Source organism: Citrobacter sp. B72, assembly GCF_016894305.1.
GTDB classification, from domain to species: domain Bacteria; phylum Pseudomonadota; class Gammaproteobacteria; order Enterobacterales; family Enterobacteriaceae; genus Citrobacter; species Citrobacter portucalensis.
The window spans coordinates 2,920,037-2,935,613 of sequence record NZ_CP069801.1; the positions used below are offsets into that span (position 1 = coordinate 2,920,037).

At 53.0% G+C, this 15,577-nt stretch carries 12 protein-coding genes; 5 read left to right on the forward strand and 7 right to left on the reverse strand.

Annotated features, from left to right (window positions below; genetic code table 11):
* The first annotated feature begins 80 nt into the window (after positions 1-80).
* The 3 genes from JQN59_RS13965 (at position 81) to ldtC (ending at position 5,831) form a co-directional block, all read left to right on the forward strand.
* Entirely contained in the window at positions 81-1,145 is a 1,065-nt protein-coding gene (locus JQN59_RS13965) for an acyltransferase family protein (RefSeq protein WP_149608222.1), read from the forward strand.
* A 118-nt stretch (positions 1,146-1,263) separates the two neighbouring features.
* The gene (mfd, locus tag JQN59_RS13970) at positions 1,264-4,710 is read left to right on the forward strand and encodes a transcription-repair coupling factor (RefSeq protein WP_149608221.1); all 3,447 of its coding nucleotides are present in this window, start codon (positions 1,264-1,266) and stop codon (positions 4,708-4,710) included.
* Between the two features lie 155 nt (positions 4,711-4,865).
* Positions 4,866-5,831: a L,D-transpeptidase LdtC gene (ldtC, locus tag JQN59_RS13975; protein ID WP_032944376.1), complete on the forward strand. Its 966-nt coding sequence runs from the start codon at positions 4,866-4,868 to the stop codon at positions 5,829-5,831.
* Positions 5,832-5,917: 86 nt separating this feature from the next.
* On the opposite strand, the gene bhsA is transcribed toward ldtC, so the two are convergent.
* Complete coding sequence (gene bhsA, locus JQN59_RS13980) at positions 5,918-6,175, reverse strand: multiple stress resistance protein BhsA (protein ID WP_003030810.1); 258 nt, start codon at positions 6,173-6,175, stop codon at positions 5,918-5,920.
* A 243-nt stretch (positions 6,176-6,418) separates the two neighbouring features.
* Between bhsA and comR the strand changes: the two genes are divergently transcribed.
* Positions 6,419-7,054: a TetR family copper-responsive transcriptional repressor ComR gene (gene comR, locus JQN59_RS13985; protein ID WP_008784432.1), complete on the forward strand. Its 636-nt coding sequence runs from the start codon at positions 6,419-6,421 to the stop codon at positions 7,052-7,054.
* A gap of 254 nt (positions 7,055-7,308) precedes the next feature.
* Positions 7,309-9,489, forward strand: a complete 2,181-nt coding sequence (locus JQN59_RS13990; RefSeq protein ID WP_103014556.1) for a TonB-dependent siderophore receptor — start codon at positions 7,309-7,311, stop codon at positions 9,487-9,489.
* Positions 9,490-9,546: 57 nt separating this feature from the next.
* Here JQN59_RS13990 and JQN59_RS13995 read toward each other — a convergent pair whose 3' ends face one another.
* The 6 genes from JQN59_RS13995 to lpoB all read right to left on the reverse strand — a co-directional run bounded on the left by JQN59_RS13995 (position 9,547) and on the right by lpoB (position 15,576).
* Positions 9,547-10,086, reverse strand: coding sequence for a glycine zipper 2TM domain-containing protein (locus JQN59_RS13995; RefSeq protein WP_003030814.1), 540 nt, complete (start codon positions 10,084-10,086; stop codon positions 9,547-9,549).
* A 168-nt stretch (positions 10,087-10,254) separates the two neighbouring features.
* On the reverse strand, positions 10,255-11,559 hold the full coding sequence (gene ndh, locus JQN59_RS14000; RefSeq protein ID WP_003832263.1) for an NADH-quinone dehydrogenase: 1,305 nt from the start codon (positions 11,557-11,559) through the stop codon (positions 10,255-10,257).
* Positions 11,560-12,529: 970 nt separating this feature from the next.
* Positions 12,530-13,072 carry an alpha/beta hydrolase YcfP gene (gene ycfP, locus JQN59_RS14005; protein ID WP_003030817.1) on the reverse strand — a complete coding sequence of 181 codons (543 nt, stop codon included), beginning with the start codon at positions 13,070-13,072 and terminating at the stop codon, positions 12,530-12,532.
* A gap of 21 nt (positions 13,073-13,093) precedes the next feature.
* A complete protein-coding gene (gene nagZ, locus JQN59_RS14010; RefSeq protein WP_149608120.1) occupies positions 13,094-14,119 on the reverse strand; it encodes a beta-N-acetylhexosaminidase in 1,026 nt (341 codons plus the stop codon).
* A gap of 10 nt (positions 14,120-14,129) precedes the next feature.
* The gene (gene thiK / locus JQN59_RS14015; RefSeq protein WP_048226900.1) at positions 14,130-14,954 is read right to left on the reverse strand and encodes a thiamine kinase; all 825 of its coding nucleotides are present in this window, start codon (positions 14,952-14,954) and stop codon (positions 14,130-14,132) included.
* Complete coding sequence (gene lpoB, locus JQN59_RS14020) at positions 14,935-15,576, reverse strand: penicillin-binding protein activator LpoB (protein WP_008784426.1); 642 nt, start codon at positions 15,574-15,576, stop codon at positions 14,935-14,937. Before lpoB ends, thiK begins: the two co-directional genes overlap by 20 nt.
* Position 15,577: the final 1 nt, after the last annotated feature.

A 15,577-nucleotide genomic window follows, 5' to 3' on the forward strand; every position in this document is an offset into this window, starting at 1 on the left:
GCAGACAGTTACGCATTACAGCGCACAGCGGGTTGCGCAGGATGGCAGGCTATAGCCAACAATATGGATACGCCGTCTCGATGAAGAAAAAAGAACTATGGATTAATCAAATCAAAGGGTTATGTATTTGTCTGGTGGTAATTTACCACTCGGTAATCACGTTTTACCCGCACCTCACTACTTTTCAGCATCCGCTTTCAGAGCTGCTGAGCAAATGCTGGATTTACCTCAATTTGTACCTGGCGCCGTTTCGCATGCCGGTCTTTTTCTTTATTTCGGGGTATCTGATCCGTCGCTACATTGATAGCGTCCCGTGGACCACCTGCGTGGATAAGCGGATCTGGAGCATTGCCTGGGTGCTGGTGCTTTGGGGAGTGGTGCAATGGCTGGCGTTAGTCGCGCTCAATAACTGGCTGGCCCCACAGCGCGATCTGAGCCATGCCGCCAACGCTGCGTATGCCAATTCGATCACAGGTTTTACCCACGGAATGCTGACCGCCAGCACCAGCTTGTGGTATCTGTACGCGCTGATTGTCTATTTTGTTCTGTGTAAGATTTTCAGCCGCTGGGCGGTGCCGCTGTTGGCGTTATTTGTGGTGCTGAGCGTGGCGATCAATTTTGTCCCGACGCCGTGGTGGGGAATGAACAGCGTGATTCGCAATCTGCCCTGGTACAGCCTCGGTGCATGGTTTGGCGCAACGCTGATGGTATGGATCAAGGAGGTGCCCCTGCGCCGCCATGCGGTCATTGTTCTGGTTAGCGCAATCGCCGCCGTCGTCGCGTGGCTGGCAAATGTCTCACTATTACTTTCTCTGCTTTCCATTGTGCTGATCATGAAGCTGTTTTATCAATTTGAGTTGCGCTTTGGTATGCGTAAGTCCGGCCCGTTAAGCGTGATTGGATCCAATACCATCGCCATCTACACTACCCACCGTATTCTGGTTGAGCTGTTCAGCTTAACGCTAATCCCTAAAATCAATCATACCGCCTGGGCTGCATATGCGGAGCTGGCCCTGCTGCTGGTGTATCCGTTCGCCTGCCTGCTACTGTGCACCTTGTTTGGCCTGTTGGTACGTAAAATTTCACAAAAAACCGTGGCCGACCTGCTCTTTTCCCCGCCTTCTTTATCGACCGCCTCGCGCTAACCCCAACGCGCTTTTTGCCCCCATTCGGGGGCGAATCAATTTGCTTATGAGAAACGATCACGGATAATAAAGAACATTGCTTATCAGATGTATATCTAAACGAGATCCTGACAACCGAATGCCTGAACAACATCGTTACACGCTCCCAGCGAAAGCAGGCGATCAGCGCCAGTTGGGTGAGCTTACCGGCGCGGCCTGCGCAACGCTGGTTGCCGAAATCGCCGAACATCATGCCGGTCCAGTGGTCCTGATCGCGCCGGACATGCAAAATGCGCTGCGTTTGCATGATGAAATTCGTCAGTTTACCGACCAGATGGTAATGAACCTGGCCGACTGGGAAACGCTTCCCTACGACAGCTTTTCTCCTCATCAGGAGATTATCTCCTCGCGTCTCTCCACGCTGTATCAGCTGCCTGCCATGCAGCGCGGCGTGCTGATCGTTCCGGTAAATACCCTGATGCAGCGTGTCTGTCCGCACAGCTATCTGCACGGCCATGCGCTGGTCATGAAAAAGGGCCAGCGACTTTCACGTGACGCTCTGCGTGAACAGCTGGACAGTGCGGGCTATCGCCATGTTGATCAGGTCATGGAACACGGCGAATACGCCACGCGCGGCGCGTTGTTGGATCTGTTCCCGATGGGCAGCGAGTTGCCTTATCGTCTGGATTTCTTTGATGACGAAATCGACAGCCTGCGTCTGTTTGATACCGACACCCAGCGCACGCTGGAAGAAGTCGATGCCATTAATTTGCTACCCGCACACGAATTCCCGACTGACAAAACGGCCATCGAGCTATTCCGTAGCCAGTGGCGCGATACCTTTGAGGTGAAACGCGACGCCGAACATATTTACCAGCAGGTCAGCAAAGGCACGTTACCTGCGGGTATTGAATACTGGCAACCGCTGTTTTTCAGCGAGCCGCTGCCGCCGCTGTTCAGCTACTTTCCCGCCAATACGTTATTGGTGAATACCGGTGATATCGAGACCAGCGCAGAACGCTTCCAGGCCGATACCCTGTCACGCTTTGAGAATCGCGGTGTTGATCCGATGCGCCCGCTTCTGCCGCCGGAATCGCTGTGGCTGCGGGTTGATGAGCTATTTTCTGAACTTAAACGCTGGCCGCGCGTTCAACTGAAAACCGAGAGTCTGGCGATCAAAGCAGCGAATACTAACCTTGGGTTCCAGAAGCTGCCGGATATCGCCGTTCAGGCACAGCAAAAAGCGCCGTTAGATGCGTTACGTAAATTCCTTGAAGGCTTCACCGGTCCGGTGATTTTCTCGGTGGAAAGTGAAGGCCGCCGTGAAGCACTTGGCGAACTGCTCGCCCGTATCAAAGTGGCGCCGAAGCGGATATTGCGACTCGATGAAGCCGTTGATAACGGTCGTTATCTGATGATTGGCGCAGCTGAGCACGGCTTCATTGATAGCAAACGCAATCTGGCGCTGATTTGTGAAAGCGATCTGCTTGGGGAACGCGTGGCGCGCCGCCGCCAGGATTCTCGTCGCACCATCAACCCGGATACCTTAATTCGTAACCTCGCAGAGCTGCATCCCGGTCAGCCGGTGGTGCATCTGGAGCACGGCGTGGGTCGTTATGCCGGTATGACCACGCTGGAAGCGGGCGGCATCACCGGTGAATATCTGATGCTCACCTATGCCAACGACGCCAAACTGTACGTGCCGGTGTCGTCACTGCATCTCATCAGCCGCTATGCAGGTGGCGCAGAAGAGAATGCGCCGCTGCATAAACTTGGCGGCGATGCCTGGTCACGTGCCCGACAGAAAGCCGCTGAGAAGGTGCGCGATGTTGCGGCAGAGCTGCTGGATATTTATGCCCAGCGCGCGGCGAAAGAAGGCTTTGCCTTTAAGCATGACCGTGAACAGTATCAGCTGTTTTGCGACAGCTTCCCGTTTGAAACCACGCCTGACCAGGCGCAGGCGATTAACGCGGTACTCAGCGATATGTGTCAACCGCTGGCCATGGACCGCCTGGTCTGCGGCGACGTCGGCTTTGGTAAAACCGAAGTCGCGATGCGCGCGGCCTTTCTCGCCGTAGAGAACCACAAGCAGGTTGCCGTGCTGGTGCCGACCACCCTGCTCGCACAGCAGCACTTCGACAACTTCCGCGACCGCTTTGCCAACTGGCCGGTACGCATTGAGATGTTGTCCCGTTTCCGTAGCGCCAAAGAGCAAGCGCAGATTCTGGAGCAAGTTGCCGAGGGAAAAATTGATATTCTCATCGGCACGCACAAACTGCTGCAAGCGGATGTGAAGTTAAAAGATCTGGGTCTGCTGATTGTCGATGAAGAGCACCGTTTTGGCGTTCGCCACAAAGAACGCATCAAGGCGATGCGCGCAGATGTCGATATTCTGACCCTGACGGCAACGCCAATTCCACGTACGCTCAATATGGCAATGAGCGGCATGCGCGATCTGTCGATTATCGCCACGCCGCCCGCTCGTCGTCTGGCGGTCAAAACCTTCGTGCGCGAATACGACAACCTGGTGGTACGCGAGGCGATCCTGCGTGAAGTTCTGCGCGGGGGACAAGTTTATTATCTGTTTAACGACGTCGAAAACATTCAGAAAACCGCTGACAGATTAGCAGAACTGGTGCCGGAAGCGCGTATTGGTATCGGTCACGGACAAATGCGCGAGCGCGAACTGGAACGCGTGATGAACGATTTCCACCATCAGCGTTTTAACGTGCTGGTGTGTACCACCATTATCGAAACCGGGATCGACATCCCCACCGCTAACACCATCATCATCGAACGAGCGGATCACTTCGGTTTAGCGCAATTACACCAGCTGCGCGGTCGTGTGGGACGTTCTCACCACCAGGCTTACGCCTGGCTGCTGACGCCGCATCCGAAAGCAATGACCACCGACGCGCAAAAACGTCTGGAAGCCATCGCCTCGCTGGAAGATTTGGGTGCAGGTTTTGCGCTGGCGACCCACGACCTCGAAATTCGCGGCGCCGGGGAATTACTGGGTGAAGATCAGAGTGGTTCCATGGAAAGCATCGGCTTCTCGCTGTATATGGAACTGCTGGAAAACGCGGTCGATGCGCTCAAAGAAGGGCGTGAACCGTCACTGGAAGATCTCACCAGCCAGCAAACCGAAGTTGAACTGCGCATGCCGTCTCTGCTGCCGGATGACTATATCCCGGATGTAAACACCCGACTGTCGTTCTACAAGCGCATTGCCAGTGCGAAAGGCGAAAACGAACTGGAAGAAATTAAGGTCGAGCTGATAGACCGTTTTGGCTTGCTGCCCGACCCGGCTCGTACGCTGCTGGATATCGCCCGTTTACGCCAGCAGGCGCAGAAACTGGGGATCAGAAAGCTCGAAGGCAATGAAAAAGGCGGTACCATTGAATTTGCCGAGAAAAACCACGTCAACCCGGTCTGGCTGATTGGTTTACTGCAAAAGCAGCCGCAGCACTTCCGTCTGGACGGTCCAACCCGGCTGAAATTTATGCAGGAGTTGAGCGAGCGTAAAACGCGGATCGACTGGGTCCGCCAGTTTATGCGTCAGCTTGAAGAAAACGCCGTAGCATAAGCATAGTGAACAGGCCGGGTGAGCACACCACTCACCCGGCCTGATGAATTTACAAACTCTTTGCACTTCCCTGCACTTCCCGACACAGCAAACAGCCATAATTCTCGTTTACTTTTACATAATAAAAACCACGTAAAAACAATGGACTTATGGTGATGTTAAACAATAAACGACTCTCTCGCTGGCTCGCGTTTTTTACGCTTGCAGCGACATTCGCGTTAGCACTTCCGGCTCAGGCAAACACCTGGCCGCTGCCGCCACCGGGAAGCCGTCTGGTGGGTCAGAATGCCGTTCACGTTGTTGAAGACAATGGCGGTTCTCTGGAAGCGATTGCGAAAAAGTACAATGTCGGCTTTCTCGCGCTGCTGCAGGCCAACCCTGGCGTTGACCCTTACGTACCACGTCCGGGCAGCGTTTTGACGATCCCGTTACAAACTCTGCTACCTGATGCCCCGCGCGAAGGTATTGTTATCAACCTCGCCGAACTGCGTCTTTATTATTACCAGCCGGGGACCAATTCGGTGACCGTGTATCCTATTGGTATTGGCCAGTTAGGTGGTGACACGCTGACGCCTACGATGGTAACCACCATCTCTGATAAACGCGCCAACCCCACCTGGACGCCGACGGCAAATATCCGCGCGCGATACAAAGCAAACGGGATTGACCTGCCTGCCGTTGTGCCTGCCGGTCCGGATAACCCGATGGGCCATCATGCGATTCGCTTAGCGGCATACGGCGGCGTGTACCTGTTGCACGGTACAAATGCTGATTTTGGCATCGGAATGCGCGTCAGTTCCGGCTGTATTCGTCTGCGCGACGGTGATATCGAAACCCTGTTCCGTCAGGTAACGCCCGGAACTAAGGTCAATATTATCAATACGCCGATCAAAGCATCCGTTGAGCCTAACGGCGTGCGCCTGGTGGAAGTACACCAACCGCTGTCCGAAAAAATCAATGACGACCCGCAACTGCTGCCGATCGTGCTGAACGCGTCCATGCAGACATTTAAAAATGCGGCGCAAACAGATACCGCCGTCATGGATCATGCGATGGAGATTCGCTCAGGCATGCCGGTCGATGTGACCCGTCATCATGACGTTGCTCAACAACCGCTGTAAACGTAGCGTATAAAAAAACCCCCGCTGGATTTTATTCCGCGGGGGTTTTTTAATTAACTCGCAGTGGCATTGCGATGGGTTAAATCTTATTTATAGATAACTGCAGTTCCGTGAAGAGTGTTAGGACCGGTAACGGAAGTAATACGGAAAGACTTCGCACCCATCTCATCGGCTTTCTGCGCCAGTTGATCTTCCAGAGAACCTAAGTTAGTCCCCGCATTCGCAGAAATAGTACCGACTTTCTCTTGACCCGCAGGGGTGGACTGAACTTCAACAGCGGCAAAGCTTGCAAATGACAGTGAGCTAAGAACAGCAGCGACAAACAGTGTTTTTACGTTTTTCATGATAGTGACCTTTAGCAGATGAATGGGTGTCGAGAAGATTAACTTAACGATCGATAGGTAAATCATAGATGTGATCCAGGTCACACGTCAACATTTTTTTATAATGATCGTTATATAAAATATAAAGGTCTTATTTTTCATGCTAATAGCTATAAATTATTTTTATCGTGAATCCGCTGGAGTGTGCAGTCGAATATTTTTATAATGGTTATTCAATAAACCCAACAAAGGTACATCGGCACCATGACAACTGAAACGACAGGTTGTGCAAAAAAAAGCCGTGGCCGACCAAAAGTGTTCGACAGGGAAGCCGCGCTTGATAAGGCCATGACACTCTTCTGGCAGCACGGATATGAAGCGACCTCGCTCGCCGATCTCGTGGAAGCCACCGGCGCAAAAGCGCCTACGCTGTATGCGGAGTTCACCAATAAAGAAGGGTTGTTCCGTGCCGTACTGGACCGCTACATCACCCGCTTTGCGGCGAAACACGAAGCCCAGCTGTTTTGTGAAGAAAAAAGCCTTGAGTCCGCACTGGAAGACTATTTCACCGCTATAGCGACCTGCTTTACCAGCAAGGACACCCCGGCGGGATGTTTCATGATTAATACTTCTGCGACGCTGGCAGCCTCTTCCCGCGATATTGCACACACGGTGAAATCCCGCCATGCAATGCAGGAACAGACGCTTACCCAGTTCCTTCACCAGCGCCAGCAACGAGGCGAAATTCCGGCCCATTGCGACGTGCAAAAACTGGCCGAATACCTGAACTGTATTTTACAAGGTATGTCGATCAGCGCCCGTGAAGGCGCAACGTTTGAAAAACTGATGCAGATCGCACACACAACCCTGCGACTGTGGCCCGAACTCGTCAAAGCTTAACCCTTTCCCACAATTCCCCCGCTGTACTCACACCACCGGGAGCTGATAAAGCCCCCGGTTAGATTCCCGTTCTATTGACCCTACATTTCTCATTGTTTTCATCGTGTTACCCGATCATTTTTTGTAAAAAGTATTGATAACGACAATTATTATCAGCAATATTCGCATTTGTTTTAATGCCTGTTTCACAATGTAACCATCGGTTTCTCTACCGCTATAACAAAAACAGACCGACTTTTTTAAAAGGAATACAAATGCATAAGCGTCTCTGGGTGCTCAATCCTCTTCTGTTATCTTTAACTCTACCCGCCGTTGCGGCTGAGGAAGAGAACCTCATCGTCAGCGCCAACCGTAGCCAGCGCACAGTGGCAGAAATGGCGCAAACGACCTGGGTTATTGAAGGAAGCGAAATTGAACAGCAAGTTCAGGGTGGTAAAGAGTTCAAGGATGTTCTTGCTCAGTTAATCCCCGGAATTGATGTCAGCAGTCAGGGACGAACCAACTACGGCATGAACATGCGTGGTCGCGCCATTGTCGTGCTAATTGACGGCGTCCGTCTGAATTCCTCGCGAACCGACAGCCGTCAGCTTGACTCCATTGACCCATTTAACATTGCGCACATTGAAGTCATTTCAGGCGCAACCTCACTTTATGGCGGTGGCAGTACCGGCGGATTAATCAACATTGTCACCAAAAAAGGCCAGCCGGAGCGTGAAGTAGAACTCGAACTGGGGAGCAAAAGCGGCTTCAACAATAGCAACGATCATGATGAACGCGTTGCCGCGGCGGTGAGTGGCGGAACCGATCGCGCTTCCGGGCGTATGTCCGTCGCGTATCAACGATTTGGCGGCTGGTATGACGGTAATCACGATGCCCTGCTGCTCGATAACACCCAAACCGGGTTACAGCACTCCGATCGTCTGGACGTCATGGGCACAGGGACGATTGAACTTGACGACAACCGTCAGTTGCAACTGGTTACGCAGTACTATAAAAGTCAGGGGGATGACGATTACGGGCTGGATCTCGGCGAGAACATGTCCGCCGTGACCGGAAACGGCAAAGCATATACCAGCAGCGGACTGAATTCCGATCGTATTCCCGGCACCGAACGTCATCTTATTAGTCTGCAATATTCAGATGCAGATTTTTTTGGCCAGAACCTGGTCAGCCAAATCTATTACCGTGACGAATCGCTGAAATTCTACCCCTTCCCTACGCTCAGCAAAGGCAAAGTCACCAGTTTCTCCGCATCACAGCAGGACACCGACCAGTTTGGTGCCAAAATTACCCTCAATAGCCAGTTGATGGATAACTGGGAGCTGACGTGGGGTGTCGATGCCGATCACGAAACCTTCGACTCCAATCAGAAATTCTTCGATCTGGCCTGGTCCCTGCCCTCCGGCGGCATGGATAACCGTACCGCTTATACCACCGGGCGTTACCCCGGTTACAGCATCACCAACTTCGCGCCTTTCCTGCAAAACAGCTATGACATTAACGATATCTTTACCCTCAGCGCCGGCGTGCGCTATCAGTGGACCGAAAACAGGGTTGATGATTTCGTTGGCTATGCTCAACAGCAGGGAATCGCGACCGGGCTTGCGAACTCTGCCGATACCATTCCAGGCGGCAAAACCGATTACGATAATTTCCTGTTCAACGCCGGTATCCTTGCCCACCTGACCGACCGTCAGCAAACGTGGTTTAACTTTTCTCAGGGCGTGGAGCTTCCGGACCCAGGGAAATATTACGGTAACGGTACCTATTCGCTGGTTGGCGATCATTACCAGCTCCAGCGCAGCGTCAACGTGGCGGATTCACGTCTGGAAGGGATTAAAGTTAACTCGTACGAACTGGGGTGGCGCTATACCGGCGATAGTCTGCGCACGCAACTGGCCGCTTACTACTCGACTTCAGATAAATCGATCGTTATCAACCGCAGTGATATGACCATTAACGTTCAGCCCGACGATCGCCGCATTTATGGCCTTGAAGGTGCGGTGGATTATTTCATTGCGGACACGGACTGGAGCCTGGGTGGCAACTTCAACGTCATTAAATCGGAAGTGAAACAGAACGGTAAATGGCAAAAATGGGATGTCACGCTGGCCTCACCGTCCAAAGCAACCGCGTGGGTCGGCTGGGCACCAGAACCGTGGACCTTGCGCGTACAGAGCCAGCAAACATTTGATCTGACCGACGCCAGCGGTAACAAGCTGGATGGCTATAACACGATGGACTTTATCGGCAGCTATCAGCTCCCGTTGGGTAAACTGACCTTCAGCGTGGAAAACCTGCTGAATGAAGAGTACACCACACTGTGGGGACAACGTGCGCCACTGCTGTATAGCCCAACCTACGGCAGCCCGTCACTGTATGAATACAAGGGCCGGGGTCGTACATTTGGTCTGAACTACGCCTTAACCTTCTGATAAAAAAAGCCCCCCAGCCTGAGCGAATGGGGGGCTAATGTTCAGGATAATGCTATTTTACGCTTTGTTATTCAGTACCAACTGTCCGTTGTTATCCAACGGAATTTGCGCGCCGGGGTCCTTATCCATACGGATTTTCCCCTGCTGATCGCCAATTTTGTACGTCACGTCGTAGCCCAGCATCTTTTCAGATTTGTCATACACCGTTTTACAACGCTGCTGCGTGGTGGTGTAAGTATCGTTTTCCTGCATCGAACCCTGAATCTGGTTACCTGCATAGCCGCCGCCTAAAGCACCGGCCACGGTAGCAATATCTTTACCACGTCCACCGCCAAACTGATGCCCAATAACACCACCCGCAACCGCGCCCAGTACGGAACCCGCGATACGGTTTTCATCTTGTACCGGCTTGCGGTGGGTGACCGTTACGTTCCGGCACTCCTGACGCGGTGTTTTTACCGACTCTTTAATCGGTGTTGCAGAGACAACTTGCGCATACTGTGGGCCACGCTCGAAAACGTTCAGACTGGCCACCGCTGCAACACCCAGCGCAGCAGCTACGCCAATCCCTATACCCGCCAACATTGATTTATTCACGGGACTACCTCCTTTTTTGCTATTAGCAACAACTTTGCAACAGAAGGTAAGGAATGCCAATCAGATTACGGATGAAAATAGCAGGAGGAGGTACGAACGCAGGATGATTCGGAGAACTCTGAAGGAAGGCGCAGGATGCATAAAATCATCCGGCGCCACAAGTCGATATTAATGCAGTTTCAGACGCGGGCGAATCACCCGGTTGATACTGCCGACCAGCATCATCAGGCCGGTTTTGAAGTAGCCGTGCAAAGCAATCTGGTGCATGCGGTACAGTGAGATGTACACAAAGCGCGCAATACGCCCTTCCACCATCATCGAACCACGGGTCAGGTTGCCCATCAGGCTACCCACGGTAGAGAAGTTAGAGAGCGAGACCAGAGAGCCGTGATCTTTGTACTGATACGCTTTCAGCGGCTTGCCATTCATCTGTGCCAGAATATTGTTCATCGCGCAGGTCGCCATCTGGTGTGCTGCCTGAGCGCGCGGAGGCACAAAACCGCCTTCCGGGCGAGCGCAGGAAGCGCAGTCGCCAATCGCGTACACGTCAGGATCGCGCGTGCTCTGCAGAGTTGGCTCAACCACCAGTTGGTTAATACGGTTCGTTTCCAGACCGCCAATGTCTTTCATAAAGTCTGGCGCTTTGATACCCGCCGCCCACACCATCAGATCGGCTTTAATGTATTCGCCATCTTTGGTGTGCAGTCCGCCTTCATCAGCGCTGGTTACCATCGTCTGGGTCAGTACGCGTACGCCCAGTTTGGTTAACTCATTATGCGCAGCACCGGAAATACGCGGCGGCAACGCAGGCAGAATACGCTCACCGGCTTCGACCAGCGTAACGTTCAGCGCGTCATTGGTCAGCCCTTTGTAACCATAGCTGTGCAGTTGTTTTACCGCATTGTGCAGCTCAGCGGAGAGTTCAACACCCGTCGCACCGCCGCCCACAATGGCGATATTCACTTTTCCGTTAGCGCCCAGATTCGCGGAATACTTCAGGAACAGATTCAGCATCTCCTGGTGGAAACGACGCGCCTGATGCGGGTTATCGAGGAAAATGCAGTTTTCTTTCACGCCAGGGGTGTTGAAATCGTTGGACGTACTGCCCAGCGCCATCACCAGCGTGTCATACGGCACTTTACGCTCAGGAACCAGTAGCTCACCCTTCTCATCGCGCAGCTCAGCGAGAGTAATGGTCTTCGCTTCACGATCGATATCCACCACCGAGCCTAACTGGAACTGGAAGCCATGGTTACGGGCATGAGCCAAATAACTCAGCGCATCCACACCTTCGTCCAGTGAACCCGTCGCCACTTCATGCAGTAACGGTTTCCACAAGTGACTGTGGTTTCTGTCTACCAGTGTGATTTTGGCCTTTTTCTTACGCCCGAGTTTTTTACCCAGCTGCGTCGCCATTTCCAGTCCGCCAGCACCGCCGCCGACAATCACGATCCTTTTCAATGGTGTAGTCAACGTGACCCCCTCAAATTTATTAACCAATTGTTAATTAAAAGTTATTAACACAGCCTTTAATTAACAACAAGTTACGGTAATGAAAATGTTCTTCGAGAGTGAGAATAACACGAACGGTGCATTGGTCATACCAAAATTGATGTGTATCAAGTTTTGATGCTGAAAAGATAGACAACCGGAACTTTAAGAACAAAAAAACCAGCCCGGCGGCTGTAATGCCAGTCAGTTAGCGCCTCAGTTTCAGAAAGCTTCAACCTGTGCTGCCCGAGGTAAAGAACATGCTATCTCGGAGAAAGAGTTCCGTTCACCTCATGCTCATCATTTCTCTTAAGCACCGATTCCTGTGAACGTGTAAAGGGCGTTCTCCGCCACGCCCTTTACAATCCCGGCTCCCGGCGGGAAAATTGTTGCTGCGCAATACCCTCCGCTTATTCCTCCAGGCTACCGGGCCGGGCGCGAGGTAGCATCCATGCAAAGCGCGCCCTGAGCCAGCATCCATGCTGGCTCTCCCGGCCTTACGGAATCACGTCGGCAATTTTCAGTCGGACCAGCCCACACCTGACCATCTGCGTTTTTTTGTTTAAACAGCAAAAAAGATTTAACTGGAAGTCAGTGCGTTGAAGCGATGACCCCGGTCCGGCTGAAAATCGATGAGGCGTTGACGACTGACCGGGTCTGCCCGCAGGGATGCGGGCAGAGGGGACGGCCTGCACGGACGCAGGCTCGACCCCGACCCGACAGGCAGACGGCATAAGACGAATAACTCGCGTAGCGACGATTTTCCCGCCGGGAGCCTGGGTTGCAAGGGAGGCGGCGGTGAGCCTCCCTTGCACGTTCACAGGTATCTGCGCTTCAGAGAAATGACACCACTGAGGTGAACGGAACCCTGAGCCGGAATCACATGTTCACCATACGTTCGTAACTGACGAGCATTAGCCCGATGGCTGGTTTTTTACACACTCAATAAGAATTAACCTAACGTCTTGAACGCTTTGATGCGCTGCAAATGCGGAGAGATATTCTTAAACTTATGCGTCTGCTCTTCGTCCCAGACTATCTCGTAAAAATGATGCAGCTCTTCCGACGAACGCTGACTGTTAAGCGCTTCATCATGACGTGACAGGATCACCAGGCAGCGATCGCGATTCTTCTCACGGAAATTGGTCACGCATTTTGTTGCGATGTCTGCATACTCCTCAGGTCTGTCAATTTTGCCTTCCATGTTCTCATACGGGAACAGGTTGGGATTAAACACTACCTGACGAATATCACACAGGAAACCAATCCGTTCAGCCCAATATCCCCCGAGCCCCACACCACAAATCAGCGGACGGTCATCCACATTCAGCTGCAGCATTTTGTCCACTTCTTTCAGCAGATGCTGCATATCATGTTTAGGATGCCGCGTACTGTAGCTAATCAGCCTGACATCCGGGTCGATGAATTGCAGCTGCAACACCTTCTCATGGTTGCCCGGGCTGTTAGAGTCAAAACCGTGTAAATAGATAATCATCGCATCCTCGCCAAACTTGCGTTAATGACCTGCTTTCTCTTCCTGCCAGCGCTCATGAAGTTGGTTAAGCTGAGTGCTTACCGTCTTCCAGCGTGCCGAGTCCATCAGTTCCTGACGTGAAAATGAACCTTTATGATACAAACGTGTAACACGTTCTGCATTGATCGGCGACAGATTATCTAACACACTGACCGCTCCCTTACGATTATTGCAGACCAGGATCATATCGCAACCTGCATCCAGCGATGCCTGTCCACGCTCCGCATAGCTTCCCATAATCGCCGCCCCTTCCATCGACAAATCGTCGGAGAAAATGACACCATCGAAGCCAAGCTCCTGGCGTAGCACCGTTTTCAACCAGTGAGGTGAACCACTCGCCGGACGCGGATCGACATCACTGTAGATGACATGCGCAGGCATAATGGCATCCAGTTTGTTTTCCGTAATCAACGTCTGGAACACGGACATATCTTTCGCACGAATCTCGGCTTCTGAGCGTGGATCGGTTGGGGTTTCTTTATGTGAATCCGCCGTCACCGCCCCATGTCCTGGGAAATGTTTACCGGTCGTTTTCATGCCAGCAGCATGCATCCCGTCAATGAAGCGGGTCGCCATCGCCAGCGCTTTTAGCGGATCGGCATGGTAAGAACGCTCGCCGATTGCCGCGCTGATATGGCCCACATCCAGCACGGGTGCAAAGCTGATATCAATGTCCATCGCGATCATTTCGCTGGCCATCAACCACCCTGCGTCCTGAGCCAGTTTGCCGCCTTCTTCCAGACCGTGCAACGCAGCAAAGGATTGAGCTGCAGGCAGGCGGGTAAAGCCCTCACGAAAACGCTGTACGCGTCCGCCTTCCTGATCTACCGCCACCACCAGATGGTTACGTGACGCAGCCCGGATCTGACGCACTAATTCACGCAGCTGTTCCGGGTCATGATAATTTCGGGTAAAGAGGATCAACCCACCTACCAGCGGATGTGCCAGAATCTCACGCTCTTCAGCGTCCAGCTCATACCCTTCGACATCCAACATTACTGGGCCCACACTGCTCTCCTTATCCTTTAATTGTTAGCTGCCGCCAGGTTTCATCGGCCAGCCTGATAAATTGTCGATCGCCGGTTTGCCGCCAGCGATACTCAAACCACCCCGCCTTCAGCATCATTATCCAGGGTTGCCATTGTCTGACCTGTCGCCACAAAACGTCTGGCTCAATGTGCGCTCGTTGGGCGTAGGTGCTAACCAACTGTTGGTGCTGGGATTCATCGCTAACCCATACTGCCGCCAGCTCCAGGGCAATATCACCGTCTCCAGCGTATTCCCAGTCAATCAGCCGCAGCCCTGATGCCGTACGTACGATGTTGTCACCGTGAACATCCATATGCAGCGGCCCCAGGCGCAAAGGTCGAGGCTCACCTCGTTTCCTTAGCCGCTTCAGCGCGCGCAGCCAGCATGGTGTACGACGCGCCGGATCGCCACACTGCCAGTACTGTTCAAGTAGCGGAAGCAGGCTGATTCGCCAGCCCAATCGGGGTTGCTGGTGCAGATGATACAGTAAGCCTGCGAGTTCGTCGGCGTCCGGTAATCTGGATTCTACCTTACCGTGAAAAAACTCGACTGCCATCCACCCACGCGTATAAAAATGAGGACGTGGCGCAAGGCTTTCTGGCAGATGTTTTAACGCATGATATTGGCGTAAGAAATGAGATTCCGGCGCGTCAGGATCGTGATGGCAGCGCAGTACCAGCCGGTGGGAACGGTGTTCAATGATGCAGCTCCCGCCGCTCAGGCCGGTTTGGCTGGTTGCGACGGGATGATACTGCGGGAAATAGCGCGACAACACTTCGCCGCGCGTGAGTCTGCTATTGTTGCTGAACGGCACCTTTACCTGACCAGATTATCTCGCCAGTTTGTACCAGCATTAATTGCATTTGCAGCGCAGGCGAATTGACGTTGCCGGATGCGCTGGAATAAAGCACATACTGCGCGCCAACGTTACGGGCGATACCAATCGCTTTACTGCGCGTTCCCAGACTGTCATTCGGAGACAGACCTAACTGCTGTTTGGCGACAGCCAGCTGTTGGGCAGAAATCAGCGTAAACTTACCATTATTCGCCAGCGCGTTACGTAAGGTTTCGGTGGCTTCACCCGCGTTCAACGAGCCATTGGTGCGGTTATTCACGCTATCAACCAGCAGAACGCCGCCCGCTTTGACGCCGTCTGCCTGCAGCATTTTGCCGACCATCGGCTGCATAGCCCCGTTCCAGTCATAGTGACGTTGACGTGGCGTAGGCTGCGCCGTTTGGTCCTCATGCTCAATTGGGCCCGGCTGCTGCGGTATGCTTGGCACCGTTGGCACAACCGGCACCGGCTGTTGCGGCTGCGCAGGCTGTTCCGGTACCGGCTTCACTTCCTCTACCGGCGCGGGCTCACGTTGCGCCACACAGCCAGAGAGAAACATCGCCAGCGCGGCAATCAGTGCGTAGCGATTCATTTTGTTCATC